Genomic DNA, 24,176 nt, shown 5'->3' on the forward strand with positions numbered 1-24,176 from the left:
GATCGAGGGAAGCCTGCGCATTTACGTCCATCGCTGCGGCCTGCCGCGCGAGGGACTGCCCGTGCCGGTCGGTCTTCTCCCGGGCGGCGTTCACAGCCGCCTCGAGTGGCGCCAGGCGGGCTGTGTACTGGTTCTGGGTGATGATGCCCTTTTCCAGTTCCTCCTTCGCCTTCTCGCGCGCGATGGTGAGCTTTTCCTGCGCCTCTTGCAGTTTGCTTAGGTTCCCGGCCTGCAAGCGCGCCTGAGCATCAAGGATGGCGGTGTTCGCAGGGTCATTCCGCCCCCCGCTGAAGTCTCCAAACGCGATCGCCGCATCGCCCGGCCGGCCGGCGCCATCCAGCAGCCTTGCCTGTGCCTGCGCGCTGACACCCGTCCGCGCCGTATCCACGATGTTCTTCAGCAGGCCCTGCAGGTGCTCCACCTGCTTATAGCCGGTGGTCCCATATTTGAACTCGCGGGTCAGAGCGGCCAGTTCGGAAGAGACCTGAGCTGCGCTTTTTTCGCCGCGGGCGAACTGCTGCTGCAGCTGCGCCAAGCCGGGGATTGGCACGGCCGTGTTCACGAAGCTGGTGCGCGCGTCGACGTAGGCAGCGCGCGTGTCGTTCACGTCCTTGCGCGCGGCGAGAATCGCGTTCTGCAACAGCGCCTGGTTCTGTTCCTTGATCCGGCCGGTCGTCTTGTCGATGATCCCGGACAGGCTTTCCTGATGCTTTGCTAGCTCGTCGGCTGCGTTGCTCGCGTCGTCCGATCGGCTGATCAACTGCCCAACGATCATGACGGCGCCCAGGAGAACAGCGCCCCACGTACCCGCCATGAAGGAGATGAAGCGGTTGGCTCCGCCCGTCATCAGATCGAGCGCCTGCACCACCTGTCCGCCTTGCTGGGCAAAGATCACCATCATTGGCGTGTTCAGCGCCCACTGCTGGGTGATGTCACCGATCTGGTAGGCGAGCTGCTGGCTGCCGGAACGGAGCTGCCCGGTCGAAGCGTGCGCACGCATCTGCGCGGCGGTGGCGTCGTCGAGCGCGTCTTGTTCCAACCGGAGCTTGGCGACATACTGGTCCAGCGAGATCGCCCCGCGGCTGACGAGCTCCCTTGCGTTCGACATCTCCGCGTCGAAGCGCATCTGCGCGGCTGCGGCCGGGTCGATGGCGGCGATCAGCGCGCGCGTGCGCTGCTCTAGCCGCTCCTCGGCATCGAGCAGTTCCCCCATCGCCAGCGCAGAGCGCTTGGCAGAGCCCTCCCACTGCCCGAAGCCGGTTCCAGCAGCCGCCTCCACCCGCGCCTGCATGGCGGTGAGCTCAGCAGTCTCCTGCGCCGTGGTGCGGGTGATGCCCGCCACCTTGTCGAGCACGGCCGCTGCCTGTTGCTCGGCAGCAATGAACTGGTCGAGCGTGATCCGCCCGGCATCATGCAGCGCCGCGGCCTCACGCATCTCGGCATTGTAGCGCTGCTGCGCCGCGAACGCCGGATCGATGGCGCTCACCAAGGCGCGGGTGCGCGCGTCCAGCTGCTCTTCGGCGGCAATCAGCTCCTTGAAGGCTGCGGCGGATTTGCGGGCAGAGCCCTCCCACTGCCCAAAGCCGGTTCCGTTCGCATCCTCGATCCGCATCTGCACGGAAGACTGCGGCGCGATGGCAGCGATCTTGGCGGCGGCGGCGGCTTGACGCTGCAGGGCGGCCTCGACGTCCTCACCGGCGCGCTCATAGGCCTTGCTCCAGCGCTTCGCCGATGCGTCGCCAGAAGCGGCGATCTCGTCAAAGGTGCGGGTGACGTCGGCCTTACCAGTGGTTCCCATGCGGATCGAGACGGACTTTTCCACGCGCCCTCCTCAATCCCCGCCGTCATCACCGGCGAACTGCGCGACGATCGCCGCTTCCGCTGCCGGCAGCACATCCGCCAGCATTTCCATGTCGGCATCCAGAGCGGCGCCGACCGCCATCACTGCCGCGTAATCCAGGGCGAACGGCTTGCCTGGCATGCCACCCCCGACCCGCAGCTGCCGGTCACAGGACGTCAGGACTTCCCAGACGCCTTCCGCTTCCGCGGTGTCGGGCTCTTCGACCCGGTACGGGCACGCTTTGCACCGGCCACCTTCGCCGGCTTGGCAGGTGAGCTGGCAGTACCGCTCTCCAGCATCGCCGCCTCCCCAGTGCCATTCTGAGAGGCGGCGGAGACGTTTTTTGTCCGCTCCCGCATGACGAACGGCATGACATACGCCTGATCGAACGCGTCGAAGATCAGCGGGTCCGAGAGCGCGTGCTCCAGGTTCTCCCGGCTGAACGGCAGCGGTTCACCGGCGCTGGTGTCCTCGCCGTCGGCCATCCGGCAAACGTCTTTCCAATCGAGCGCGCCGGCGAGGATCAGGGCGACGCTCAGGGCATCTCCCAACTCCTCCAGCTGCTCGCTGGCCGGCGCATCGCCAGCCTCGTCCGCCTCCGCAGCATCTTCGCCGCGGAGAGCCTTCACCGCGGCCCGGCGCGCTGCACGCATCATCTTGCGGTCGATGGGGGCGAACAACACCTGCGCGCCCATCACGGACAGCCAGGCCGGGCCCTCGGCCCGCTTGCTGACGACGAGCATCAGGCAGCCTCGATCCACTCAAAGCGGACCTTGCGCTCCTCCTCGATGGCCTTCAGGTCGCTGCCCTCGCGCACGAAGTTGCCGCCCTCCACCGCATAGCGGCGGACGAACCCCTTCTCCGTGTCCGCCTCCAGCACATGCGCGATCGTCTTGCCGGTGTCGGCATCGACGACCCGCAGCTTCGCGAAGTCGGGCGTCACGCCGACCTTCGCCTGGGTCGGCACCGGCTTCGGAGCGGGCGCCGGCGTCTCATTCGCCACGGTCGCGGCAGTGTCTTCCTTCTTCACGGGCATTCTCCGCTGGAGGGGATCAGTAGCCGGCGACGTCGTTCGTCAGCACGGCTGTGAGCGTGTGGCCGCCGGCGCCGGACGCCTGCCAGTTGGAGGTCGCCTGGACGCCGCCCGGGCCGGTGATCGGCGTCTTCACCCGCGGCAGGAACACGCGCGGGACGGTGAAGATCAGGCTGGCGTCACCGCGCTTCCAGCCGAACTCCAGGTCGATCGGCGTGCCGTCGACCGTGGCGTCGTAGAGGTCGAGCCGGTCGAAGCGCATCGTCAGCTCGCCGGTCATCATCGCCTTGAGAGGATCCGCGCCGTCGATCCGGCCGTCCTCGCGGATGGCCTCCACCTTCTCGTAGTTGTTCGAATAGGTGAAGCCGGCAGCCGTGACGCTGCCCAGGACCTCGCCGCCGCGCTTGATGGAGCCGGTTGCCTGCTGGAAGCGGTCACCGTGGAACATGCCCGGAGTGCCGGCGACGCTCAACGCCTGCTTGCGGGTCTCGCCCTGGGCGATGATGCCCATGGTGGCGTTCAGCATGCCGGAACGCGCCATGGATACGCGCAGCTGATTGGCGAGCGCGCCGAAGTTGACCGAGAAGCTGGGGATCTCGGGGTTGCCGATCTCAATCGAGGCGGACGGCAGTTCCGTCTTGCCCGAGACGAAGGTGTGCGCATAGCCGCCGCCCTCGACAGGCGCGGTGGCCGGAGCGCCCAACAGCAGCGCCAGCCACCAGCCGAACGCGCGAGTGTCCATCGGCACGACAACGTCGCCGTCGTTGGTCGCGACGTCATATTCCGGGTCCAGCCCCTCGCGGCCGAAGCCGAGCTGATCGTCCTCGATCAGCGGGCGCTCTTCGCCCAGCGCATTGCTGACGAACGGCAGGCGCTTGAAGCCCGTCGTGGGCGTCTGCCCATAGGACGTCTCGAACACGGCCGCCTGCACGGCATTGATGCCGAGCGCGCGCCGGCGGGTAGGCTGAACGGCCATGGTGGGTTCCTTCGGGCTCAGTTGAGAGGGGAAGTGGTCGAGTAGGAGGCGACCAGGTCGAAATCGCCGCCGCGCGCAGGGTTCGCACCCTCGACGTAGATGTCGTCGGTGTTCGGGACGGTGGGCTCCAGCCAGTTGCAAAGGCCGCCGAGCGTGCGATCCGCTTCCACTGCGGCACCGATCCGGCCCATCATCTCGTCGATGACCTCCTCGCCGGTTCGCGCGGTAGTCTGGTAGCCGTCGACCTCGATCGGAATGCGGTGGTCGTAGTGGTAGACTGGCGGACAGAGGTCGATCTCTGGCTCGCCTGGCTCACCGCTGCGCACGACGACACGGCCGTTGGGTGGTACGCGCGCGGGCGCTGCGTCTTTGCCGTCTATTCCCAGCACCGTGGCGCCTGGGAGCGCGGATTCGATCAGCGCCTTCACGGCGGCGAGAACGTCGAGGCGCTTGCTCACCAGTTCTTCTCCAGCCCGCGGGTGAAGGCGGCGATGTAGGCGGCGCTCCAGCGATTGGCGGGGCCGTCCAGATCGAGCAGCTTGGGCATGCGTGCGCTCGGCACGAGGGTGTACATGAGGGTCAGGTTGGCGGTGCGGCCTTGACGCTGCCGGCCGGCGGTATTGGCGCGGACGCCGCGGCCGTTCCGTGAGCGTATCAACTGCATGAAGGCGAGCAGGTGGCCGCGCTTGCCCTGCCGGATGATGAAGTCGGCGTTGAACCGGTCTTCGCATTCTTCCGGCGTCAGCGCGCCTCCCTTGAGGCCGCGAGAGCCCATGCGACCGTTCGACTGCCTGGAGATCCTGCCCATCCTGGCATTCGCCCGCGGGACGTTGCCGGTCGGGATCCAGAGGAACTTCGCGCCGCCGACGGGCCGGATGGTGGCTCCGCGCACAAAGCTGTCGATGATGTCCGGCGCGCGGCTGTAGATGTAGCCGGCCGGGTTCATGCCGTTGCGCGACTTTGGATAGACGTTGCCGCGCCAGGTATTCGCCAGGCGCTGGCCGAGCCCGGCCGACGTGACCTGGCCGCGCAGCTCGCGCAGGGCGTCGCCGGTGGTGGCCCGCATCGCGACGGTCGCGGCGCGTGCGACGCTGCTCTCCGCCTCGTGCATGACCTTGGCGAAGTCGGGGATGCCGATCTCGACGTTCATGCTGGCGGCGCCGAACAGGTCCAGGTCATGCCCTCGACGTCCAGCTCCGGATCTCCGGCGATGATGCACACGGTCTCAACCTCAGCCTGGGTGGCCGGATCGATCTCGCGGATTACGAAGCGGTCACCGGGGGCCGGGTCCGGCACTTCCGAGCGGCGCACGTCGATCTCGGTGGTGTCCTGCCGGATCCGGCTTTCGCCGAAGGTGGCATCGGCGGTCGGGCGAGACCGGATGATGCGGACACCCTCCTGCACGCCGCTTTCGGACACGAAATCCGCCGCCTCGGAACCCGGCCCATGAAACAGGGCGTCGAGCGCCGAGGCGAACGGATCCATGGCTCAGGCGGCGATCTGGCCGGTGAGCTTCACTCGGCCCGTCGCTGCCGCGCTCGCTGCCGGGTCGACGAACGCGCCGATCAGCACGCCACCGGCGACGGTCGTGACGTTACGGGCGGCGTCGTCCCAATACGCCTTCGCGCCCTGCGTCACCGCACCGGTCGCCTTCGGCAGATCGAACACCTGTTCGGTGACGCCGACCACCTGCTCGCCGGCCTTGGCCGCCGTCGATGCCACGGCAAAGATCGACCCGACCAAGAAGCCTTCGCCGCTCGCCAGGTCGCGCGGAGCCGTGAGGGTGAGGTTCACCCCCGGCTGGATATGGTTCTTCATCGATGCTGCTCCTTACTCGGCGGCGCGGTGAGCGCGGATCGCCTTGATGATGTCGTCCTTCTTGGTCGCGCCATGGAGCGGCACGCCCTCCTTGGTGACCAGGATGCCGAGGTCGGCGACGGTGAGGTCCTCAAGGCCGTCGTCCTCTTCGTCGAACTCCTCGTCGTCCTCTTCGCCGTCGCCTTCATCGGCGAGGCCGCTGCTGACGAGGTGCTCGGCGAGAGCGTCTTCCACGGTCACCGGACCTTCCGACGGGTGGTGGACAGGCCCGCCGATCGGCAGGGGCTGCCGCAAGCTGATCGTCTTCATGTGCTTTCTCCCGGCGGCGGGAGCCTTGCCCGCCGCCAATGCAGTGGACTGACCGCTTAGTAGGCCGGCGACTTGTAGAAGCCGCGGTGGTCGAGCGCGGCCGCGCCGACATCGAGGCGCGCCTTGTTCTCGACGCCGTCGACGTCGAACCCGACGCGGGTGTCGGTGAACAGCTCCTCCTGGCCGAGCAGATGATCCAGCTCGATCGTATCGAAGGCGTTCGGGTCGGCGGACAGCATCCAGCTGTTGTCCGTGATGCGCGGCTCCACGATCACCTGGAGGCGTCCCGCGAACGGGTTCACCGCGCTGTTCGTGTTGGCGGTGATCGCGGTGACGAACTGGTCGGCGGCCGTTTCCTGGGCCGGGCCCACGATCAAATAAGTGGCGCCGATGTTGAGGAAGCCACCCTCGTTGCTCTTCTGCTGGCGCATCGCCTGGCGGCCCTTGCCGACATTCTCGACGTTGATCGGTCCGCCCGAGGCCGCGAGGTTGCCATGGCTCGCATGGAACAGCGGTACGCCATCCGCCATCGCGGGGTTCGACAGGAGGATGCCCCAGACGAGATCGCTCTCCAGGTCCGCCGCCTTGCGGCCGAACATGGTCGGGATACGGCCGAACAGGTTCTGGTCGTCGTTGACGATCGCCTGCCGCGAGATCGCGATGATGCGACCATAGGTGTACAGCCGATAGGTCATACCGGTGTCGGTGATCGCGCCGCGCTTGAACTCGCCGTTCTCGGGCACGTTCAGCAGCGCCGGGGCATCGCCCAGGCCGATGATCTGTGCCGGCTTGAAGTCGGGCAGCGTGCCGGTCGAGACGATCGGCCGGAACGTCTGCGGCGCCGCATCGAACGCACCGCGGATCCGGCGGCTGGTGACGGAGCCGAGCGCGTTCGCGAAGTCGCTGGTGGTCAGCGCGCCATAGCGCATGCCCAGCGCGGCGCCGGCAACGTCCAGGCGCCCCATGCCGCGGGTGTTGATGCCGGTCCGGCCGAGATAGTCGCGTGCCAGTTCCATCAGCGTCATGCCGCGGAACTCGCGCGCCGCGTCCAGGCGCTGTGCACGGGTTCGGCCCGGCTCGTCCGGCAGCTGCGTGTCGGGGTTCGCGCGGAGCATCACCGCGTCCTCGATCGCCTGCCGATAGCCCTCGCTCTCGGTACCGGTGGCGCCGGCGCGCGCGTCGATCGTCGGGCGATCGGCGATCAGGCGCTCGTTCACTCTGCCGAGCAGGTCCGCTTCGGTCAGCGGCGTCGTCTCGTTTGCACGGATCAGCTCCGCCGCAAATTCGCTGCCGAGCGAGGCCGAGCGGCCGCACAGGTCGAGAATGCGCGACGCCGAGACGCCGCCAGCGGCGCGGGTGTCACTGACCGGGGCCGCGCCCGCGCCTGCGGGCGTGTTCGGTTCCGTGCGGGCGCCACCGTTCGGCTCGACGACAACGGGCGTGTCAGCGGCCGTCTGCGCGGGGGCAGCGGCGCCGCGGTTGGCATTCGGGTGGGCGACACCGCCGCCCGGAAGGTTCCGTCGCATATCTTCTTCCTCTTGGGTTCCGTGGGCGGGGGTCCCGGGTGCAGACCGAACCACGGCGTTCGGATCAGCGGGAACGGGCACGAGGCTGGCTTCCAGCAACTCCCAGGCGACGGCGCGCCAGGTCTCGTTGTCGTTTTCGTCGGTGGCGGTGATCTGCCAGCGGGTGACGCGGTAGCCGATCGAGATCGCGCGCAGCTCGCCGCGGGCGACGCGCGCCTCGATCTCCTGTCCGGCAGCAGTCTGGTCGAACTGCAACGTCCCGATCAGCTGCCCGCCCTCGATGCGGACGGACGTCACGCGGCCGATCTGCGCCCCGACCTCGAACTGGTTATGCGTGTCGAGCAGCGGGCAAATGCCGCCAGCGACGCGCGTCAGGTCGATCGCGTCGGCGCTGATCTCTAGCTCTTCGACAAAGTAATAGCGCTGGACGGCCGCACCGGTGGAGAGGATCGCCTCTACCGTGTGCGCCTCGGCATCGTAGCTGTCCGGAGCGAGAGCGAGGCTGCGCGTGCCCCGTCCGCCTGCCTGCGGCTGCCGGCGCTCTTCCGGATCGGCGCCCGGGCGCTGGCCCGGGGCGTCCCGCGTCAACATGCCGGCGATGCCGGCGCCCGCGACCAGCGCGAGGGCAAGGGCAGACCGCTTGCGTCGCGGCGGCAGCGGACCGTCAGCGGTGTCGCCGATCGCGCGCGGGGGCTCATCGACGCCGCTCGGCGCCGGCTTCGGCTTGGTCATGGGCAGGCTCCTATGCGGCAGCTGGCGGCGCGGCTGGCGCAAACTGGGTCGGGGGCGCGTCGCCCGCGAACACGAGATTGGCGGCGCCATTCTGCTTGCGATCCTCTGCGATCTCGGCTCGCAGCTGGTCGGGGTCGTAGCCGCGCGCGACAACGAGGTTCGGACGGCTTTCGAGACCCGCTGCCATCTCCAGGATGTCGGCCTCGGCGTCGCCCTTGCGGTCGATGCTTTCGAACGGCGGAGGCGACCAGGTCATCTCGTAGGAACGGTTCGGCATCATGCCGGCGAGGAAAGCCGCTTCCTGGAAGCGGGCCGCGACCCGATCGAGGAACACCGGGATCAGTGTGTTGAACTGGATCCGGCCCGTCGACCGCTGGAACTCCAGGTTGCCGGCCTTGTAGCTGGAGAAGTTGACGTTCGAGAGGTCACCAAAGTGCTCATAGGTGATGCCGGCGCCAGCCGCCGCCGACAGCAAGGCGAGGCGCAGGATGTCGTTCAGGCCGCCGGAGGCCTTCGGATCCCCGAACTTCACACTCTCGCCAGGCGCCAGGCGGCTGATCATGCCCGGGGTGAGCCCCTCGCTCTGCACACCGATAGGGCTGGACTCCGCATCGCCCTGCAGTTCGCCGAACACGACGCCGTTGTCGTCGACGCCCTGGGTGATGAACGCGGCGAAGCATGCCTCGACGTTCTTGCGCACCAGCTCGGCCTCGACGCTCTCGTCGATGTCGCCCAGCCGCTTCACGATGGTATTGAAGACGCTCTGCCCCCGGCGCTGCCCGACATACTCCTGAATGAAGAGGTGGATCACGTCCTCTGCGGCAACGCGGACGGTCCGGTATGACGCCCACCGCTGGCTCGGACGGCCCTCGTAGAAGTGATATGCGACTACGCGCCCGCGGGCATCGTATTCGATGCCGTCCACCACATCGTTGCCGCCGTGGCTATAGACCGTGTTCGCGAGCATCCCGGCGTCGAGCAGCTGCAAGCGCAGCGGAATCGTGCCATTTGCCTCCGCCAGGGAAAGCGTCTGGAAGACGATGAAGACCTCGCCCTCGCGAAACATCGTCCGGGCCGCCAGCTCCTGAAGGCCGTAGAAGCCGAGCCGGCCGTACCAGTCGCAGACCTTCAGCCAATCGTTCCACAACTTGCGGAACGTCGCCGGCGCCTTCTTCGGCGCACCGGTGATGCCCCAGCCGACGGTGTTGTTCACCAGCGCCGACAGCGCCTTGCGCGCGAATGGGTCGGAGGCGACCAAATCGATCACCCGCTTGCGATCGACCATCCGCGCAGGCCGCGCGTCGTCCGGATTGCCCGTGTTGCGATCCCAGTCGCCCGGTTTTCCGACGTAGCGCTGCGTGGGCTTGTTGAGGTAGCCGAGAGCGCGGCGAGCTGCGGCGCGCTTGGCTCCCCACACGGGGGACACCGCCTGGATGGCACGATCCATGACGTTCATCGGCGGATCACCCGGCCAACGGTCGTGCGCGGCTGGCTCACGCGCCCGCCAGCTGCGATCTCCTCCTTCATGTCAGCGCGAAGCGCACGCATGTCGGCCAGCGTCTGATATTCAACACGGCGGCCGTCGGCATAGGTGACGCTCTTGATTCCGGCGGTGATCGCCTTGCTGAGCGCGTCCAGGTCGCTTTGGGTGTAGGCCATCAGCGCCTCCTGCGGTTCATCCAGTTGCTCGGCGGCTTCGGCGGCGGTGGCTTTTTCGGTGCGGCGGAGATCGGCTTTGCAGGAGCCGCCTTCTTCGCAGCGGATTTCGGCGCGCGGACCTCGGGCGGCTTCTCTAGCAACAGGGCCCATTGGGCCGGGGTCCACCGGTCCACCCCGAGCGAGAAGGCGACCGCACGGGCGTAGACGGCGTTGTCGAGCGCCTCGTTTCGATCCCGGTTCTTGTGCCATTCACGCCGGAAACCGCCGTTGCGCTGGCGGATGATCCGGAGTTCCTCGGCGACCAGCTGCTTGATCCACTCGTCCGTGGTGCCGTCCGGCAGGTAGACGTAGCCGTCCGGATATTCCTCGCCGTCGACCGGCTTTTCCTTCTCCAGGTCGCCGAACAGCTCCAGCTTGAGCATCGACGTGCCGATGTTCCAGAGCCGGACGCCGCGCTTCATCTTGCGGCCGTTCACGGTGACGTCCTGCCAGGTCGGCGAGCCGATCGGCTGGTTCGCCGTGATCATGTGCCGGCCCTTAACCGCCATCACGAAGCCGGGATGGCGTCGGGCCCAGGCGTACACCTCCATGGTGTTCTCGCCGTCGCCGGAATCGATCGCCACCCGAGCCAGTCGCATCGTGCGGCCGTCTTCGCTGGTCCAGGTGCGAGAGACTTCCGCGTCCAGCTTCTTCCAGGTCTCCTTGTCGGAGATCGAGCCGAAGACCTCGATGCGCTCGACGAACTCACGCCGGCCGTTCTGGCCGAAAGCCCAGATGTCGAGATCGATGCGGCCGCCGCCACCGCGCTGGACGTCAGCGGCACCGACAAGAAGCCCAGCCATGGCCGAAGGCGTTCCCAGCCGCATCGCCTTCTCCCGGCGATCATAGAGGCGCTGCCACTCCGGAGCTTCGCCGCGCTCGGCCCACGCCTCGCCCAGGACCTGGTTCACGAAGGTGCGCAGCAGGTTCGGATCCTTGCGGACCTCCATGAACTCGCGCGCGATCTCCAGCCAGGCGGCGCCGGGGTGCTGGCTGTAGGCCGCCCAGATATGGAACGAACGGTGCCGGGGGTACGCCGCCGGGTTCTGTGCCCGCCACTCCCCAGCTTCGTCCATCGCCGGCTTGTCGGCTTCGTCGATGTCGCAGCCGTTGACGCACCGGTACCAGGCGCGGGTCGGGTTCTCCTTCGGCTCCCAGCGGATACCAGCGCCCGTGCCGTCGCCGAACACCAGCTGCTGCATCTCGCCGCAGTGCGGACACGGGACGTAACGAAATTCCTGGCTGCCCAGCTCGAACAGATCGTCGATCCGGCTGAAGCCCTTCACCTTCGGTGTCGAGCCAGCTGCGCTGAACCGGCGGGGTGACGTCAGGTTGCGCTTGTACGCCAGCCGGGCCGGGTCGCCCTCTTCCTTCGACGCCCAGGGATAGCCGTCGCATTCCTCCAGGAACACGTCGTCGGACGTGACACGCCTGAACTCCTTGGGGCTGTTCGCGCCCTTGATCTGAATCCAGCCGCCCTTGTAGCGCTTCGCCCGGATCTGGTTGTCGGCATGTCGTGGCTTGAACGTCGCAACCGAACGAACGACCGGCCACTGCAGCACCGGGTCCAGATCGTCGCGACTGAACTTCTCCGCGTCGTCAATGGTCGGCTGGTAGATCAGCGTGCGGGCCGGATCGAACTTGATGCGCCAAGCGACGAAGCACTGCAGGATGGTCGAGTAGCCAATGCGGCTGCTCTTTCGCACCGACAGCTGCGACGTCTCCGGATCGGTGAACGCGTCGGCGATGTCCGCCTGAAACGGAAACGGTCGGATACGCGCGCCGTCGTCGGAACGCGCATGCTCGACCATGAACTTCGACAGCGGCGGCCGTTCGCGCGGCTTACAGGCGGCCAACCAAGCGCGGGCGAGGGCTACACCATGCGGACCTGGCGCCTGATAGGGCTCAATCGCCCCCTTCTTCTTCGGGCTCGCTGTCATCGAAGCCCCCGCCGCGCGCCTCCTCAATCCGGGCCATGCTCAAGTCGGTGAGGACGTTGTTGATCTCGGCATCGACTCGGGCGCGCAGCTTTGTGTCGCCTTTGGCGACGCGGGCGCCGACCTGCTGGAGCTGGGCGACGATCATCACGATCACGCCCGCGCCGGCAGCGACCATGTCCGGCAGCGATGCGAGTTCGCGGCGTCGCTCGGCATTGTCCATCGCCTTGGCGTCGGCCTGTTCCTTGGCGAGCCGCGCCTGCTCCTGTTCCTTGTCGAGCGCTTCCGGATCCGCTGCGGCGCCACCGTATTTGATGGCCGCCCAAGCTTCGATGTTCTCCAGCAGGGAGGCACCATCCGCCGGCATCTTACCCTGGGACCGAAGCTCGCCGATCCAGCGGCTGGAGACCTGGAACATGGCCGCGAGCTGCGGCCTGCTCGGCTCTTCTAGGTCGATTTCCATCTACTTCCCTGCTCCAGAGCGGAAAAGCCGCAGAAATCCGCCGTTTTTGGCCCCTAGGAGGAAGAACTAAGGCGATTTTCGTGGCTAGACGGAAGTTGCGCCTTTGCCCCCCGTATTACCCTGGGGCGCCGGAAGGACCCGAAGGGGGGGGGGGGCACCCGGCCCGTCACCAGGCCGCTTGCCCGCCGCTCTGGCGGCGCGGCGGATGGATCGACCGGACAGGCCCCCGCACCACAGCCCGCACGTCGGCAGCGATGCGCTCGCATTCGGCGATCAGCATGTCCGATCGTACGGTCGACCGGGACGGCCGCTCCATCGCGTCGGCCAGCACCTCAAGGTCCGCAGCGAGGTGGCGCAGGCGGTCAGAGGCGGTGTGCATCCTACTGCCATCCTCCGTGCGCATCGATGTGCTGGGCTCTCACCAGCCGCCGCCATGTGCCAGCACCGGATCGCCTCGGCTGCGAGGCTTGGCGTCTGCCCTTGCGAGGGGCGTGTCTGCACCGGCCAGCTGACAGCGCGCCACTTCAAGGGCGCGCGTCTGATCGGTTGCGGGTTCGCTCTTGGGCTATCCGCCGCAGCATCTATCGCCACCGCCCAGCCCAATGCGGGACTTGAACCCGCGGCATCCAAAGCACCGTGCGAAGGCGGGTCCGGCGCTCTATCCAGCTGAGCTAATCGGGAAGGACGGTGACGAAACGACAAAGCGCCCGGACACCGGTAGGGTGCGGGCGCAATCCAAGTACTGACGGATATGCCTTTTCCCGTGTCCCGACGCAACCTCTATCTTGAAGGCCTGAACCGAGCCGCCTCAGCCGCCAGCGCGGCTCCCCACTCCTCGACCGACTGGCTGCCCCGTCGGCCCGTGCCGTCCCACGTAACCTTCGCTCCCGGCAGCACCCCCTTTATGGCCGCGAATAACTGCCGCTCGATGAGGGGTAAGCACCGCAGGAGGCTGCCATCCTCAGTCGTCACATCGAGGCCGTAGCGGCGCCAATATCGCTCGCTCCCAAGTTCTTCGATGTCTCTCTGGAAGGCGCCGATGACCTGCTGCCAATCGTACCACGCCTGGAGCGCGGTATTATAGGACGCGAAAGAGGTGTCGCTGAACGAGTGCCGGGAGTTCTCTCCGAAGTCGTCCGGGTGAGGCTCTGCCGGCTTGGTGTCCGCTTCAATAACGCCAAACATCGATAGCGAGAGCTGATTGCAGCGCTCCTGGAACGCGGCCGTCCACGCCCCGCCTGGCTGATCCAGCATCTGCTCGATCTCCCTGATAGCCGCCACCTCGCGAAGTCGGCGGGGTTTCCGCGATTGCGCGCCCAGACCAGCCAGAGCTTTTCTCAGATCTCGCATGTTATTCACCTTCTACGGTGCCACCAAGGTTCGCAAGGATGATCTCGGCGATCTCTTCCATCGGGCGCATGTACCCGCGCTCGTCGAGAAAGGCGTCGCTGACGCCTGCCGGAACTGTGGCAGTGCAGGCATCCGAAGGTTGCTCGTCTCCGGCTGGCCGCGGCGGGGGAGCCATCGCCCTCACGAGCGAGTCAACCGCTCTGACGAACTCGTTGCGAATGCGGGTGCGCCGCTGCCCGGACGCGCTGCCATAGCGATCGAGGGCGACTGCCTTGAAGTCCTGATCCTGCAGCGCGACGGCGCGAAGCACGGGCAGGTCGTGGTGAGGAATTGCGCTCTCGATCCGCGTGACAGCGATGTCCGCGAACGCGATCGCCTCAACCCTCAGGAGCGCCCCATGCGCCCCGCCCGACCCTCCGCCCGGGCCGATGTCGAGGCCGCTTTTCACCGGCGACAATTCGGATGCGTCAAAGACCCGGCGGTAGCGCCGCAGCGCCGCCAGCTGGACGGCGGTCAGTCCCTCGATGGTTTCGAAGCGAGGCTGGCGACAGTACGCGCGGCCAATTCGGACAAGCCGCCCGCCCTGGTAGTCGGTGACTTCCCGTTCGGTGAAGGGCGCTCGCGCAAGCTGCTCGGCTGTCGGGATGTTCTGCCCGATGGTGCCTTGCTTCTTCGACCATGCGGAGAACCGCGCTCGGTATTCGCGCTGCCTCTGCTGCCGCAGGGCCTTCCAATCGCGACGGCTCACACCGTCCGGCCGATCAAGCGCGGGGGGCTCTGGCTCGGGATCAGCCCCACCACGAATCGCCATTTCTACCCGCTGCCGCTCGCGCTTCCGCGCTTCCGCCAGCCGAGCCATGCGAAGGTTGAATGCCGCGACGCCTTCCGGATCGGCGGCGTACCGCTCCGCCAGCTCCTGGCGCGCTCGTGCAATCCGCTGCGCCCGGCTCTCGTTGATCCCGCTCATGCGAACGCCCTCTTTTCAGCCATCAATTTCCCTTCCCCGTGCTTCCAGCCGGCTGCCAGCTGGCAATGTCGAAGGCAGAGCCTTTGGCCCCGCCGAAATCCGGATCGTTGATCGTCCAGCGCCTGGTCGCGGGATCGATGTCGCGCACCACGACGCCGCCCCGGTATCGGATGTCGACGCGGGCAAAGGGCGGCACGATTCCCTCATTACGCGGCAAGCGCCTGCCCCCCGTGGTCGTCCCAATCGGTGCCGGGCACCGGCGGTATGTGGACCTCGACCGGCACCGGCGTCCGGCCCAGAGACGCGCGCTTCGCTAGGGCAAAGGCGGCGGCTTGACCGACATAGTTGGCGTCGTTGTCGCCGAAGATGTGCAGCTTGCGGATCTCGTCGGGCCACACGAACTCGCTTAGCAGCTGCTCGCTGACCGCGGCCCAGCACGGGATCCCGAAATCGCGCCAGACCGCGAGCGCCGTCTCGATCCCTTCTGCGATCCCCAGCTCGCCATTGTGCGGCATCAACCGGATGGCACCGCCCTTCGTCACGCCGCCGGGCATGAGGCGCTTGGGGCTGTCGATCGCGGCCTTGCCGCCGTTGGTGAGATAGGTCCGATGGAGCGTATCGCCCTCGCCGTTCGGCGCGCGGAACAGGGCCACCAGCGCGGGAAGTGTATCGACGCCCGGCACTCGCGAAACCGGGCAAGCCGGGTGGAAGCGCAGCGCCCCGAGGGCCGGCACCTCGTAGCCTCGATTGCGGAGGTAGCGATGCGCCTCGTCGCCCACGCGAATAGGCTGGCATTCGCCCCACAGGGCCCGGCACAGGTCACGGCCTCGGCTGGGGTCGATCTTCGCCCTGGTGCGATCGAGGGGGATCTCGCCAATGATGCCCTCAATCTCGCGCGCGGCCTCCGCGAACGTCCAGCCCTTCACCATCTCCAGCAGCTTGAAGCCGTCACCCGCACCGCATCCGTTGCAGAAGTACCCGCCGGCGCCATTGCGATCATCGAAGCGGAACCGGTCACGTCCGCCGCAGCCGGGGCACGGCTGGTTCTTGCCCGACAGCAGCTTGCTCTCGACGCCCAGTCGCGGAAGCAGCGTGCGCCACCTGCCCTTTGCGCGTTCCGCGATCCTCATGCCGCGCGGTCCCGGCGCTTGGCGAATGCGATCAGCGACGACCGGACGTAGCTCCGCACCTCATGCGACGGTTCGCATGTCGCACTGGCGTCCAAGTTGCGCGGGTAGACCCCGAACTTCTTCTTGTAGGTGTTCGCTGCCCAGCCGCGGCTGTAGCCGCGCTCGCGTGCAATCCAGTTCAGCTGCGACAGCCACGCCTGCTTTTGGTCGCGCGTGGCGGCCGCCTGCTTCCTCGAGACGGGGACGAGCTCGTCGTTGGTCTCGGTGACCTTCGACTGCGGCTCGCCAACGAACCCGCACGACGGACATTCCCGCGTCTTCGGAGGCTTGAGGTAGCCGCATGACCCGCACTCCTTCGGGAGTGGCACAGGGCGCTCCCGCGCTGTCCTCTCGCCACGCTTGGCGGTGCACATGGTGTTGCGGGTAGCGTCGAGGTCCGTGACGAACCCCATGCGCAGGGTGTTGTCGGCATGGTCGAGGATCACGCAGTCCGGGATGCCTTCGTTCACGCGCAGGCCGCGACCGACCATCTGGACGTACAGCATCTCGGACTTCGTCGGCCGCGCCAGGATAATGCAGCCGATCGCCCAGTCGACGCCCTTGGTGAGGCACCCGACATTGCACACGACCCGGATCTGCCCCGCGTCGAGCTGGCGCCGGATATCTTTGCGTTCATCCGTCGGGGTGAATGCGTCGATATACCCGCAGCCGATTCCGGCTTCCTCGAACCGGCGCTGGATCTTCTTGGCGTGCGCACGGTCCACGGCGAAGCAGAAGGTCGGCCGGTTTTCCCCGTACCGGCGCCACGTCTCGACAAGGTCGGCCACCAGATTGCCCGCGGCCATCGCCTCCGAAAGCTGGGCCTGCTGGTAGTCTCCGGCGGTCGTCTTGACGCCAGTCAGATCGGGATGCGCCGCCGCGTAGACGCGGAACGGGCACAGTAGCTCCCGATCGATCAACTCCTGCATGGTGATCGGGCAGATCAGCTCGTCGTACAGGAGCCCCAGCCCCTTCGACCAAGGCGTCGCACTGAGCCCGATGAACGGCACGCCCGCCCAAGTCTCGCTCTGCATGATCTCGCTGAGCCATTCACTCTGGCAGTGCGCTTCGTCGACGATCACAATGTCGGCGGGCGGAAGCTTGCCCCGACGCTGCAGCGTCTGCACGGAAGCGACCTGAACCGGGCGCGACCAGTCCTCCATCGAATGCTGCGCCTGGATGACGCCGATCTCGGTGACGCCCTGCGACATGAAGGCTTCGACCGTCTGGTCGATTAGCGAGATCGCGTCGACGATGAACAGGACGCGCTTGCCCTTGGTGCGGGCGCCCTGAACGATCGCGGCGGCGATCACGGTCTTACCAGCGCCGGTGGACAGCTTCAGCATGAAGCGCGCGCGGCGACCCTCGTGGATTGCCTTGCCAGTGGAGCGCTTGAGCAGGCCGATCGCCACCGCCTGATGCGGGCGCAGTTCTTTGGGCGCGCCTGGCTCGGGAGCGAACATGTCGGGGGTCATGCCGCACCCCCGGCCGCGCGTTCGCTCGCACGCGTATACGCTACATAACTGAAGTCTCCCTCTGGTAAGGGCCTTCTTCTTACTACTGTCTCTGTCTCTGTCTCTGTCTCTGTCTCTTGCGACGACATCGGGACACGGCTGGGATTGCGTCGGGAGTCCCGGTGGGATGCCAGCGGGATCCCGGCGGGATAACGAGCGAGGCTCACTTGCCCTCCTTCCGGCTTTGCCGGCGGATCAGCTTCGACAGTGATTTGGATTTCGGCGCGATCGCCGAGAGCATCTGCGCGGCCGCGTCGATCTGTGCGTCGACACTGTTCTCGTCGAAGGCAGCGCCCCAGCGTGCGCTGTTTCCCTTGCCGCTGGACCGGCGCTGGTGAAGCTTTTCGATCCAGCTTTCGAGTGCGATCTCGCAGACGGTAGGGTGATAGAGGCGACCGTCAGAGCAACGAACCCAGCCCCGCAGTGCCTCCGTCTTCACCTCTGCCCATGTGACCAGATCCCGGCCGAGGCCGGCGCCCTTGGCCAGCACGCTATCGGTGTCCGGCATCGATCCGGCCGGCACCGAGTGCCAGGACGTGAGCCACAGGTTGACCCCCGCGCGCCAGGCCCCGTCGCTGGTGACTGCATCAAAGTCGGACGCGCGCAGCCGCGTGATGTCGATCATCATCCGGCCGAAGTCGCGCAGATCGCAGTCTAGGGGGGTAAGCGGAGCCGGAAGTTCCTCAATGCCCCTTCCGAGAGTGGCGCGGTTCATGCGCGTCACTCCGCCGGAGCGGTGAGGAGGAAATCGTTAGGCTGCACATCGCCGTCGGTTTCGCGGACAATCGCTTCCAGGAACTTGCGGCGAGGATAGCGCTTGCCGGTGACGTACTTGCTGATCACGCCGGCATTCGCGACGCCAATGCGCTCCGCGAAGTCGTCGTACTTGATGCGGCTCAACGCCAGGTATGTTCCGAGCTTCATGCTGCGAAACATATTTCCTATTTGGACACAAGACAACCTGTCTTCGTGTCCATTCTGTGCACTGGTTGTTAATATCCGTAACGGATATGGCGTACCGAACTGAAGAGGTAGGTCATGTCCAAGCTGAGCGAATTGATCCCGAACCGCGTGCGCGCGCTGCGCATGGCCCGCGGTTGGACGCTCCAAGAGCTGGCGGAGCGCGCGGGTACGACCGCGCCCCAGATCATGAAGCTTGAGAAATCACACCGTCGGCTTGACCTGGACTGGATCGAGCGCTTGGCGAAGGCATTCGAGATCTCGGAATCTGAGCTGATCGTCGGGAATGCCGGCGCCACCGCGTCAGTTCGGGTAGTGCCCCTCGTCGGCGACATCGCGGCTGGCAACTGGCGGGAAGCGATCGAGCATGCGGATGGCTCAGTCGCCGCAGTGGGCGCCAGTGACGAAGCATTCGGTCTGCGCGCCCGAGGCGACAGCATGAACCTCCTCGTCCCTGATGGCGGCTACGTGGTGATCGAGCCGGGCCTTTCCGATCTGCGGGACGGCAAGGTCTATGCGATCATGAATGAAGAGGGCGAAACTACGGTAAAGCGGTTTCGCACGGACCCAGCTCGGCTTGAGCCGTGCTCGTCGAATCCGACCCATGTGGAAATACCGCTGGGACGCACGCCCTTCACGGTCATAGGCCAGGTGACCGGCGCGTTCATGCCGCTCTAGCGATTATTTCCTTAACGGACATTTACGAGTTGACGCCATGTCCATTGTGGACATATCCTGCATTCCATCAGGTGAGTGCAGCCGCAAGGCCAGCCGACCCTGATGATGCAGGGATAGGAAAGACGCGCTCGGCACCCGGCGAATAGGGGCCAGCCTCCGCCAATCCACCTGCTCCACTCATGGAGGGAGGTTGGCTCATGGCCGCCGAAGCACAGCGCGCACCATCGGTGCGCGGACGGACGACTGTTGCCGCACGACTGCGGCCCTGCAAATCCACCATTTCCTCAGCTCATCCGCTTCAGGCGGGCGAAAGCCAAGGTGCGCATCTTCGCATTTTCCCGAGCATCCCGCCCCGGCATGGGGTGATCGCGATCGAAGGCAACTCGCCGATGTTCCGCACCGGGGAGGTCGCGGTCTACGACGAACTCTGGTCCTCCGAAGGCGTGATCGACGGGGGTCTCTACGTCCTCGAATACCAGCATCCGCGCTCGGGTATGAGCTGGGAATGCTGGGACCGCCATAACGCCGGACGGACGGCCGGACGATCTGGACTCGATGTGAGCCGCACCGCGGCGCGCGTTGTGCGGTCCAACTGGCCCGGCGCCGAAGACGATTGGATGATCCACCCCCTCGCGGCTTTCCGCGCGGGCGTCTTCACCTGCTCTGACGGCCCACTCCGCGAGTACTACCTCGCCGACAAGATCATCGGGAAGATCGTGGGCATCTACAGCCCCGCCTCGATCGGGATGGGAGCGGCGGCATGACCGAGCTCCTCCCATTTTCCGCCGCCGCTGACGATGAACCGATCCCGGCCCTGGATGACAGACTGTGCGATGGCCCGGACATGCGCGATGCAACTCCGATCGAGGAGATGCTCAACGCCCTCCATCAGTTCGACGATGACGATGTTGGCTACGTCAGCCTCTACCGCTTCCTGCTGGCATCGATCGGGTGCCCCGTGTCGCTCTGTTACGAGCGAAATGGGGAGCAGAGTATCAAGCTCTGGATGCCGATGGACACGCAGACGCGGCACCGAACGCGCTGGACACATTTCCTGCTGATGGATCTTGAGCGTGGCGATGGCCGGCGCGACGAACTGCTGCGGCAGCTGCGCGAGCATGGTCCAAAGATGGACCGGAGGCCAACCAACGCGCGAAAAACGACCTGGGTCGTTCGCGATTTCATCCGTGCCGGCGGCCGCATCCTCCTGAACCCCCGGGGCGTGCTGGAAGATCACTGCGTCATGCGTGACCTGGCGGACACCGCCCAACAGAGGGACGAAGCGCTGTCGCGCTACCTTGACCTGCGTCGCCGCTACAACACGGACCGGCAGATCAAGCGCGCAGTCTGCATGCTCGGGGTGCAGACGGCAAACGGCTGGCGCGTGCTGGAGGCGGTCAAGTGAGCGCCGGGAGTGTGCGCGAAGACATCCGGCTGCTTGGCACGGACGTGCAAGTCCGCGGGGCAGTTCTGAAGTCCCTGTTCGCAGCTATCCGCAACGCGATCGATGAGGGTGAGCTGGGTGACGCCGATAACCTCTGCACCATCGGCTTAGATTTGGCGGACGCCTGCGGCGACGTTGGCGGACAGATCGAGACCCGCAGCCGCTCCATCAACGAGGAGCGTGCCGCATGATCTCGCTCTTCACCTCCGCGCTGTTCAGCGCTGCCCTCGCCACCGCGATCTGGACGATCGCGGACACCGTCATCCCGCAGCTGGACCGCATTTGCGCGCTGCTCGCCGGGGAGTACGAAGCATGACCGAGGAAGTCGCGCAGCGCTGCGGTAACTGCCGGTGGTGGGTAGCCGGGTCGCCTGCGAACGCCGCGGCCACCCGAGATCCTCTGGCAGAGCACTTCCAGGGCGCTTGTCATGTGTATCCGCCGGAAGCGCGGATCTCTGGATGGCGTGAAAACCAATCCGGCGTGTTCCCCGTCACGCACGAGGATCGGTTCTGCGCGATGTGGGAAGGGCAGCCTGGCGGCAGGGACCCGGACGACGGGGAGGAAGTTCCCGTCGACCAGATCGGCGGTGAAGTAGTGCCGATCCGTCCGAACATCGCGGCATGACCGACCTCTTCGCCTATCCGCACCAGCCGGGCACGCAGGATCAGGACACGTCCCAGGCTGCCGCCGAGGCGATCGCGCCTGAGGCTCACCTGCTGCGCGGCCGCGCGCTGGCCGTCGTGAAGCGCTCGAACGGTCTGACTGCTGACGAGGTCGCGGGCCGGCTGGGGCTCTCCATCCTCTCGATCCGCCCGCGCCTGACCGAACTCTCCCGGCTCGGTCTGGTGCGTGACAGCGGCTTGCGCCGGCGCAACGCCAGCGGACGCAAGGCCATCGTCTGGTTGCCCGTCCACCCCGCGCGACTGAAACGACAGCGCACATGAGCCGACCCGATGTGCTGCCGATCCGCAGCGGCGCGTACCTGCTGCACAAGAGCACGGCGCCCCGCACCCGGCACGACAGCTTCAGCGCGGCCGAGGCCGAGGCGATCCGCCTGGTCGAGGCTGACCCGACCGCGACTTTCATCATTACCCGCGAGGAAGCTCGGGTGCGCATGCATCGCAGCGCCTCCGGCGTCCCCCTCACCCGGAGGAAATCATGACCGACGAACTCACCACCAGCACGAAGAGCTTCCCGGGCAACTACCTGCTGTTCCGCAAGGACGGACATAACCTCAAGCGCCGGACTGGCGAACGCACGGCGCGCCCGCCGCGCTTCCGCCACCCGACCTTTGAGAGTGCCGAAACCGAAGCGCAGCGACTGCTTGGCAAGCACCCGCAGTCGACGTTCGTCATCCTGCAGGAGGTCGGTCGCGTGAAAGCGCTGCCGGCGGACTTGGAACCCAAGCAGCCTCGCGACGGCGACGGCACGAGCGTCTTCGAAGCTCACGCCGCATGGGTGCGGCGCCAGGAGCGGCCCCATGGCTGACGCGGGCTTCACCGAAGACCAGATGGAGGCACTGGCTGACGATCTGGCCGAAATGGCCCTGGAGAAGAGCGGCGATCCTGTCGACGCTGCTCTCGCGCTCTTCGGTGCCTGCCTCGGGACACTCGCCGCGCACTTTGGTCCAGACGCAACGGCTGACTTCCTCAGCAGCGTAGCCGAGGGCCGTGACGATCTGCGGGCCATGCTTCAGGCCGAACCAGCCGGGCGGGTGCACTGATGGCTGACGAAGTCGACCAGGCGAACGCGATCGCAGAGGCGCACCTCGAGCGCAGTCTCGCAGCTGCGCGCGCACCGATACCAGCCGGCCAACCCGGCGAATGCGAGCAATGCGGCGAGGACATGCCGCGGCTGGTGGACGGCCGCTGCGGGTACTGCCGCGACGGAAGGAAGCGACCATGAAGAGAGAAGACGCGATCAAGGAACTCCGCCGCCTAGCTGACGAGGCAGAGGCTACAGGCATCGGTCAGTATCGCCGGTCGTGCGCAGGTGGTGGTATTGCTCGGAGCGACTTCGGGAATGCGCTGCACTGGGGCCGGAAGGCTCGCGAGTATCGCGAAGCCGCGCTCGAACTGGCGTGGATAAAGCGGGAAGCATCCTCGATGGAGGAGGCTAAGGCAGCAGTTACCCAAGCCCTCAGGCAGATGATCAACCGGATCGAGGCGAGGCTTCCGCGATGATCCCGCAGTTCATCCGCAAGCTGTTCGACACCCATGGCGAGGATCACGCGCTCTGGTGTGGCTACGATCCCGGCTCCAGCCCCGGTGACATGCTGATCATCGAGGAAGGACAGGCACCGCCACCGCCCCGCCCGCCGAAGCCGCGCGTGCGCATGCTGCCGATCGGCTGGATCAAGCACATGGGCGGCCCCTTTCCGTTCGATAAGCGGCTGCCGGTGGAGATCATCCTCGCCGACGGGCTGCACATCACCGGCCGCGATGTCGAACACGCCGGCTACTGGCCAGACGATTGGTGGCAGGGCCACGCGTCGAGCTGGAAGCGCAACATCCGTTTCTATCGCTTCGTCGAGTGGCCGTTGCCGGCTCTCCGCCGGAGTGACGGCAACCAGCCGGAGAGCGATCATGGATGATCCGGACGTCTTCACCTTCGGCATGTTCGCCGCATGGGCAGCGTTCTCGCTGGCGCGCATCGCGTACCAGTCGCGGCGCTCGGCGGAAGCCATTGAGAAGCTGGTCGGACTGGCAGAGCGGGGGCGGCGATGAAGCGCGACATGATGCAAGCCGGCCGCGATGTTGCTCGCGGGGTCATGCTCGAAATCGCCCGATTAGCCCTCGTGTGGATCGGCATCACGATCCTGCTTGCCCTGATCCTGAGCGCCCTCGGCTATGGCTGGGACGACACCGACGATCGCGGTGCGGGCGTGCATAGCCAGATGGCGCTGCGCACCGACCACGGCACAGGCTGCCAGTATCTGGAGACAAGCGGCGGCGGCATCACCCCGCGCCTCAACGCAGACGGAAAGCAGGTGTGCCGATGAGCTCCGAACCCGACCACTCCGTCCTCGCGGGACAGCTTGCCAGTGCCGCACTCAGCCAGACCGGCGACGTACTGTTGGCGCTCCAGGTGCTGGTGCAGGCCGGCTCTGCGCTGGCATTGACGAAGCTAACGCCTGCCGCGTTCGCCCTCGATGCATTCGACGGCGCGTACTTGCTTGGTCGAGAACGGCTGGCCGAAGTGCTGGGCGTAGAGGAGCCGCGCCAATGAGTGGTTTCAGGCAGGCGCCGGCGCGGGACGTGCTGGCCGAGGGCAGCTTCTCGTCAGAGGAAACGACAGCCTTGCTCGACGCCGCCCAGGCCGCGGTCGCAGCACTGACTGGCCGCAAGCGGATCGCGAGTTTCGACTTCGAGGGACAGCTATACCGCGCCAAAGCCAGCCGGATCCGGCTGCATGTCTCGACGGCGGATAATCGGCGATACGTCGCCTACCGGTGGAGGGAGGCATGAGCCTCATCGAACTCGTGCGCCGTCGCGCGCCGTGGCTGGAGCCTTGGTACGACTGGGGCAAGACGACGACCTGGCGGCTGGATCAGGTCGAGCGCGACTTCTCCGATGAGGCTGAAGGCGAGGTCTGGCTAGTCGAGCTTCAGTGGTTCGGTCTGCACCTCGCCGTCCAGCTGGGTCGCCAGCCACGTAAGGTCGCTCCCGAAAAGGTGGCGGCGAACAAGCGGCGTTTGGCCGAGCTCGAAACGAACGGGATATGAAGGCGAGCCCCAAAAGCTTCGCACCGGCAGATGGAGAT

General features: G+C 66.6%; 41 protein-coding genes and 1 tRNA gene. 18 read left to right on the forward strand and 24 right to left on the reverse strand.

Features of this window, described 5'->3' with window-relative positions; all coding sequences use genetic code 11:
• The 24 genes from MHZ35_RS11865 to MHZ35_RS11980 all read right to left on the reverse strand — a co-directional run.
• Positions 1 to 1,822, reverse strand: a 1,822-nt coding sequence (locus MHZ35_RS11865) for a hypothetical protein (RefSeq protein WP_239435832.1), incomplete at its 3' end; no start/stop codon positions are given.
• Between the two features lie 9 nt (positions 1,823 to 1,831).
• On the reverse strand, positions 1,832 to 1,981 hold the full coding sequence (locus MHZ35_RS11870) for a DUF7697 family protein (RefSeq protein ID WP_239435833.1): 150 nt from the start codon (positions 1,979 to 1,981) through the stop codon (positions 1,832 to 1,834).
• 35 nt (positions 1,982 to 2,016) lie between these two features.
• Positions 2,017 to 2,583, reverse strand: coding sequence for a hypothetical protein (locus MHZ35_RS11875; protein ID WP_239435834.1), 567 nt, complete (start codon positions 2,581 to 2,583; stop codon positions 2,017 to 2,019).
• A complete protein-coding gene (locus tag MHZ35_RS11880; RefSeq protein WP_239435835.1) occupies positions 2,583 to 2,870 on the reverse strand; it encodes a hypothetical protein in 288 nt (95 codons plus the stop codon). Before MHZ35_RS11880 ends, MHZ35_RS11875 begins: the two co-directional genes overlap by 1 nt.
• A gap of 22 nt (positions 2,871 to 2,892) precedes the next feature.
• Positions 2,893 to 3,849, reverse strand: a complete 957-nt coding sequence (locus MHZ35_RS11885; RefSeq protein WP_239435836.1) for a phage tail tube protein — start codon at positions 3,847 to 3,849, stop codon at positions 2,893 to 2,895.
• A gap of 17 nt (positions 3,850 to 3,866) precedes the next feature.
• Positions 3,867 to 4,307 carry a hypothetical protein gene (locus tag MHZ35_RS11890; RefSeq protein WP_239435838.1) on the reverse strand — a complete coding sequence of 147 codons (441 nt, stop codon included), beginning with the start codon at positions 4,305 to 4,307 and terminating at the stop codon, positions 3,867 to 3,869.
• Complete coding sequence (locus MHZ35_RS11895; RefSeq protein WP_239435839.1) at positions 4,304 to 4,999, reverse strand: DUF6441 family protein; 696 nt, start codon at positions 4,997 to 4,999, stop codon at positions 4,304 to 4,306. Before MHZ35_RS11895 ends, MHZ35_RS11890 begins: the two co-directional genes overlap by 4 nt.
• Complete coding sequence (locus tag MHZ35_RS11900; protein ID WP_239435841.1) at positions 4,996 to 5,334, reverse strand: head-tail joining protein; 339 nt, start codon at positions 5,332 to 5,334, stop codon at positions 4,996 to 4,998. The genes MHZ35_RS11895 and MHZ35_RS11900 overlap by 4 nt, the downstream gene beginning before the upstream one ends.
• A 3-nt stretch (positions 5,335 to 5,337) precedes the next feature.
• Positions 5,338 to 5,667, reverse strand: a complete 330-nt coding sequence (locus tag MHZ35_RS11905) for a DUF2190 family protein (protein WP_239435842.1) — start codon at positions 5,665 to 5,667, stop codon at positions 5,338 to 5,340.
• Between the two features lie 12 nt (positions 5,668 to 5,679).
• On the reverse strand, positions 5,680 to 5,976 hold the full coding sequence (locus tag MHZ35_RS11910) for a hypothetical protein (protein ID WP_239435843.1): 297 nt from the start codon (positions 5,974 to 5,976) through the stop codon (positions 5,680 to 5,682).
• A gap of 56 nt (positions 5,977 to 6,032) precedes the next feature.
• Positions 6,033 to 8,234, reverse strand: coding sequence for a prohead protease/major capsid protein fusion protein (locus tag MHZ35_RS11915; protein WP_239435844.1), 2,202 nt, complete (start codon positions 8,232 to 8,234; stop codon positions 6,033 to 6,035).
• 10 nt (positions 8,235 to 8,244) lie between these two features.
• On the reverse strand, positions 8,245 to 9,690 hold the full coding sequence (locus MHZ35_RS11920) for a phage portal protein (protein ID WP_239435846.1): 1,446 nt from the start codon (positions 9,688 to 9,690) through the stop codon (positions 8,245 to 8,247).
• Entirely contained in the window at positions 9,687 to 9,893 is a 207-nt protein-coding gene (locus tag MHZ35_RS11925) for a phage head-tail joining protein (RefSeq protein ID WP_239435847.1), read from the reverse strand. The genes MHZ35_RS11920 and MHZ35_RS11925 overlap by 4 nt, the downstream gene beginning before the upstream one ends.
• Positions 9,893 to 11,872 (reverse strand): phage terminase large subunit family protein, encoded by a 1,980-nt coding sequence (locus MHZ35_RS11930; RefSeq protein WP_239435848.1) that lies wholly within the window; start codon positions 11,870 to 11,872, stop codon positions 9,893 to 9,895. Before MHZ35_RS11930 ends, MHZ35_RS11925 begins: the two co-directional genes overlap by 1 nt.
• The gene (locus tag MHZ35_RS11935) at positions 11,838 to 12,332 is read right to left on the reverse strand and encodes a terminase (protein ID WP_239435849.1); all 495 of its coding nucleotides are present in this window, start codon (positions 12,330 to 12,332) and stop codon (positions 11,838 to 11,840) included. Before MHZ35_RS11935 ends, MHZ35_RS11930 begins: the two co-directional genes overlap by 35 nt.
• A 166-nt stretch (positions 12,333 to 12,498) precedes the next feature.
• Positions 12,499 to 12,711 carry a hypothetical protein gene (locus tag MHZ35_RS11940; protein WP_239435850.1) on the reverse strand — a complete coding sequence of 71 codons (213 nt, stop codon included), beginning with the start codon at positions 12,709 to 12,711 and terminating at the stop codon, positions 12,499 to 12,501.
• A gap of 217 nt (positions 12,712 to 12,928) precedes the next feature.
• Positions 12,929 to 13,012, reverse strand: a tRNA-OTHER gene (locus MHZ35_RS11945).
• A 100-nt stretch (positions 13,013 to 13,112) separates the two neighbouring features.
• The gene (locus MHZ35_RS11950; protein ID WP_239435852.1) at positions 13,113 to 13,682 is read right to left on the reverse strand and encodes a hypothetical protein; all 570 of its coding nucleotides are present in this window, start codon (positions 13,680 to 13,682) and stop codon (positions 13,113 to 13,115) included.
• Position 13,683: 1 nt separating this feature from the next.
• Positions 13,684 to 14,649, reverse strand: coding sequence for a hypothetical protein (locus tag MHZ35_RS11955; RefSeq protein WP_239435854.1), 966 nt, complete (start codon positions 14,647 to 14,649; stop codon positions 13,684 to 13,686).
• 22 nt (positions 14,650 to 14,671) lie between these two features.
• Complete coding sequence (locus tag MHZ35_RS11960) at positions 14,672 to 14,845, reverse strand: hypothetical protein (protein WP_239435856.1); 174 nt, start codon at positions 14,843 to 14,845, stop codon at positions 14,672 to 14,674.
• Positions 14,846 to 14,855: 10 nt separating this feature from the next.
• A complete protein-coding gene (locus tag MHZ35_RS11965) occupies positions 14,856 to 15,779 on the reverse strand; it encodes a DUF7146 domain-containing protein (protein ID WP_239435857.1) in 924 nt (307 codons plus the stop codon).
• Positions 15,776 to 17,293, reverse strand: coding sequence for a DEAD/DEAH box helicase (locus MHZ35_RS11970; RefSeq protein ID WP_342453524.1), 1,518 nt, complete (start codon positions 17,291 to 17,293; stop codon positions 15,776 to 15,778). Before MHZ35_RS11970 ends, MHZ35_RS11965 begins: the two co-directional genes overlap by 4 nt.
• Positions 17,294 to 17,495: 202 nt before the next feature.
• Entirely contained in the window at positions 17,496 to 17,960 is a 465-nt protein-coding gene (locus MHZ35_RS11975) for a hypothetical protein (RefSeq protein WP_239435861.1), read from the reverse strand.
• 92 nt (positions 17,961 to 18,052) lie between these two features.
• A complete protein-coding gene (locus MHZ35_RS11980; protein ID WP_239435863.1) occupies positions 18,053 to 18,256 on the reverse strand; it encodes a helix-turn-helix domain-containing protein in 204 nt (67 codons plus the stop codon).
• 114 nt (positions 18,257 to 18,370) lie between these two features.
• On the opposite strand from MHZ35_RS11980, the gene MHZ35_RS11985 reads away from it, so the two are divergent.
• The 18 genes from MHZ35_RS11985 (at position 18,371) to MHZ35_RS12065 (ending at position 24,138) form a co-directional block, all read left to right on the forward strand.
• On the forward strand, positions 18,371 to 18,970 hold the full coding sequence (locus MHZ35_RS11985; RefSeq protein WP_239435864.1) for a LexA family protein: 600 nt from the start codon (positions 18,371 to 18,373) through the stop codon (positions 18,968 to 18,970).
• A 197-nt stretch (positions 18,971 to 19,167) separates the two neighbouring features.
• The gene (locus MHZ35_RS11990; protein WP_239435866.1) at positions 19,168 to 19,734 is read left to right on the forward strand and encodes a hypothetical protein; all 567 of its coding nucleotides are present in this window, start codon (positions 19,168 to 19,170) and stop codon (positions 19,732 to 19,734) included.
• Positions 19,731 to 20,375 (forward strand): hypothetical protein, encoded by a 645-nt coding sequence (locus tag MHZ35_RS11995; RefSeq protein WP_239435868.1) that lies wholly within the window; start codon positions 19,731 to 19,733, stop codon positions 20,373 to 20,375. Before MHZ35_RS11990 ends, MHZ35_RS11995 begins: the two co-directional genes overlap by 4 nt.
• Positions 20,376 to 20,386: 11 nt before the next feature.
• The gene (locus MHZ35_RS12000) at positions 20,387 to 20,605 is read left to right on the forward strand and encodes a hypothetical protein (RefSeq protein WP_239435869.1); all 219 of its coding nucleotides are present in this window, start codon (positions 20,387 to 20,389) and stop codon (positions 20,603 to 20,605) included.
• Positions 20,602 to 20,730 (forward strand): hypothetical protein, encoded by a 129-nt coding sequence (locus tag MHZ35_RS18070; protein WP_274615900.1) that lies wholly within the window; start codon positions 20,602 to 20,604, stop codon positions 20,728 to 20,730. The genes MHZ35_RS12000 and MHZ35_RS18070 overlap by 4 nt, the downstream gene beginning before the upstream one ends.
• Positions 20,727 to 21,038, forward strand: coding sequence for a hypothetical protein (locus tag MHZ35_RS12005; protein ID WP_239435870.1), 312 nt, complete (start codon positions 20,727 to 20,729; stop codon positions 21,036 to 21,038). The genes MHZ35_RS18070 and MHZ35_RS12005 overlap by 4 nt, the downstream gene beginning before the upstream one ends.
• Complete coding sequence (locus MHZ35_RS12010; protein WP_239435871.1) at positions 21,035 to 21,358, forward strand: hypothetical protein; 324 nt, start codon at positions 21,035 to 21,037, stop codon at positions 21,356 to 21,358. The genes MHZ35_RS12005 and MHZ35_RS12010 overlap by 4 nt, the downstream gene beginning before the upstream one ends.
• Positions 21,355 to 21,576 carry a hypothetical protein gene (locus MHZ35_RS12015; RefSeq protein WP_239435873.1) on the forward strand — a complete coding sequence of 74 codons (222 nt, stop codon included), beginning with the start codon at positions 21,355 to 21,357 and terminating at the stop codon, positions 21,574 to 21,576. Before MHZ35_RS12010 ends, MHZ35_RS12015 begins: the two co-directional genes overlap by 4 nt.
• Complete coding sequence (locus MHZ35_RS12020) at positions 21,573 to 21,902, forward strand: hypothetical protein (protein ID WP_239435874.1); 330 nt, start codon at positions 21,573 to 21,575, stop codon at positions 21,900 to 21,902. The genes MHZ35_RS12015 and MHZ35_RS12020 overlap by 4 nt, the downstream gene beginning before the upstream one ends.
• Complete coding sequence (locus tag MHZ35_RS12025) at positions 21,895 to 22,137, forward strand: hypothetical protein (RefSeq protein WP_239435876.1); 243 nt, start codon at positions 21,895 to 21,897, stop codon at positions 22,135 to 22,137. Before MHZ35_RS12020 ends, MHZ35_RS12025 begins: the two co-directional genes overlap by 8 nt.
• Positions 22,137 to 22,319: a conjugal transfer protein TraR gene (locus MHZ35_RS12030; RefSeq protein WP_239435878.1), complete on the forward strand. Its 183-nt coding sequence runs from the start codon at positions 22,137 to 22,139 to the stop codon at positions 22,317 to 22,319. The genes MHZ35_RS12025 and MHZ35_RS12030 overlap by 1 nt, the downstream gene beginning before the upstream one ends.
• Positions 22,316 to 22,597 (forward strand): hypothetical protein, encoded by a 282-nt coding sequence (locus MHZ35_RS12035; protein WP_239435879.1) that lies wholly within the window; start codon positions 22,316 to 22,318, stop codon positions 22,595 to 22,597. Before MHZ35_RS12030 ends, MHZ35_RS12035 begins: the two co-directional genes overlap by 4 nt.
• Complete coding sequence (locus MHZ35_RS12040; protein ID WP_239435880.1) at positions 22,594 to 23,007, forward strand: hypothetical protein; 414 nt, start codon at positions 22,594 to 22,596, stop codon at positions 23,005 to 23,007. Before MHZ35_RS12035 ends, MHZ35_RS12040 begins: the two co-directional genes overlap by 4 nt.
• Positions 23,000 to 23,140, forward strand: coding sequence for a hypothetical protein (locus MHZ35_RS12045; protein WP_239435881.1), 141 nt, complete (start codon positions 23,000 to 23,002; stop codon positions 23,138 to 23,140). The genes MHZ35_RS12040 and MHZ35_RS12045 overlap by 8 nt, the downstream gene beginning before the upstream one ends.
• Positions 23,137 to 23,415, forward strand: a complete 279-nt coding sequence (locus MHZ35_RS12050) for a DUF6440 family protein (protein ID WP_239435882.1) — start codon at positions 23,137 to 23,139, stop codon at positions 23,413 to 23,415. Before MHZ35_RS12045 ends, MHZ35_RS12050 begins: the two co-directional genes overlap by 4 nt.
• A complete protein-coding gene (locus MHZ35_RS12055) occupies positions 23,412 to 23,642 on the forward strand; it encodes a hypothetical protein (RefSeq protein ID WP_239435883.1) in 231 nt (76 codons plus the stop codon). Before MHZ35_RS12050 ends, MHZ35_RS12055 begins: the two co-directional genes overlap by 4 nt.
• Positions 23,639 to 23,881 (forward strand): hypothetical protein, encoded by a 243-nt coding sequence (locus MHZ35_RS12060; RefSeq protein ID WP_239435884.1) that lies wholly within the window; start codon positions 23,639 to 23,641, stop codon positions 23,879 to 23,881. Before MHZ35_RS12055 ends, MHZ35_RS12060 begins: the two co-directional genes overlap by 4 nt.
• Entirely contained in the window at positions 23,878 to 24,138 is a 261-nt protein-coding gene (locus tag MHZ35_RS12065) for a hypothetical protein (protein ID WP_239435885.1), read from the forward strand. Before MHZ35_RS12060 ends, MHZ35_RS12065 begins: the two co-directional genes overlap by 4 nt.
• Positions 24,139 to 24,176 lie beyond the last annotated feature (38 nt).

The organism is Sphingomonas sp. ACRSK (assembly GCF_022346685.1).
Taxonomy (GTDB): Bacteria; Pseudomonadota; Alphaproteobacteria; order Sphingomonadales; family Sphingomonadaceae; genus Sphingomonas; species Sphingomonas molluscorum.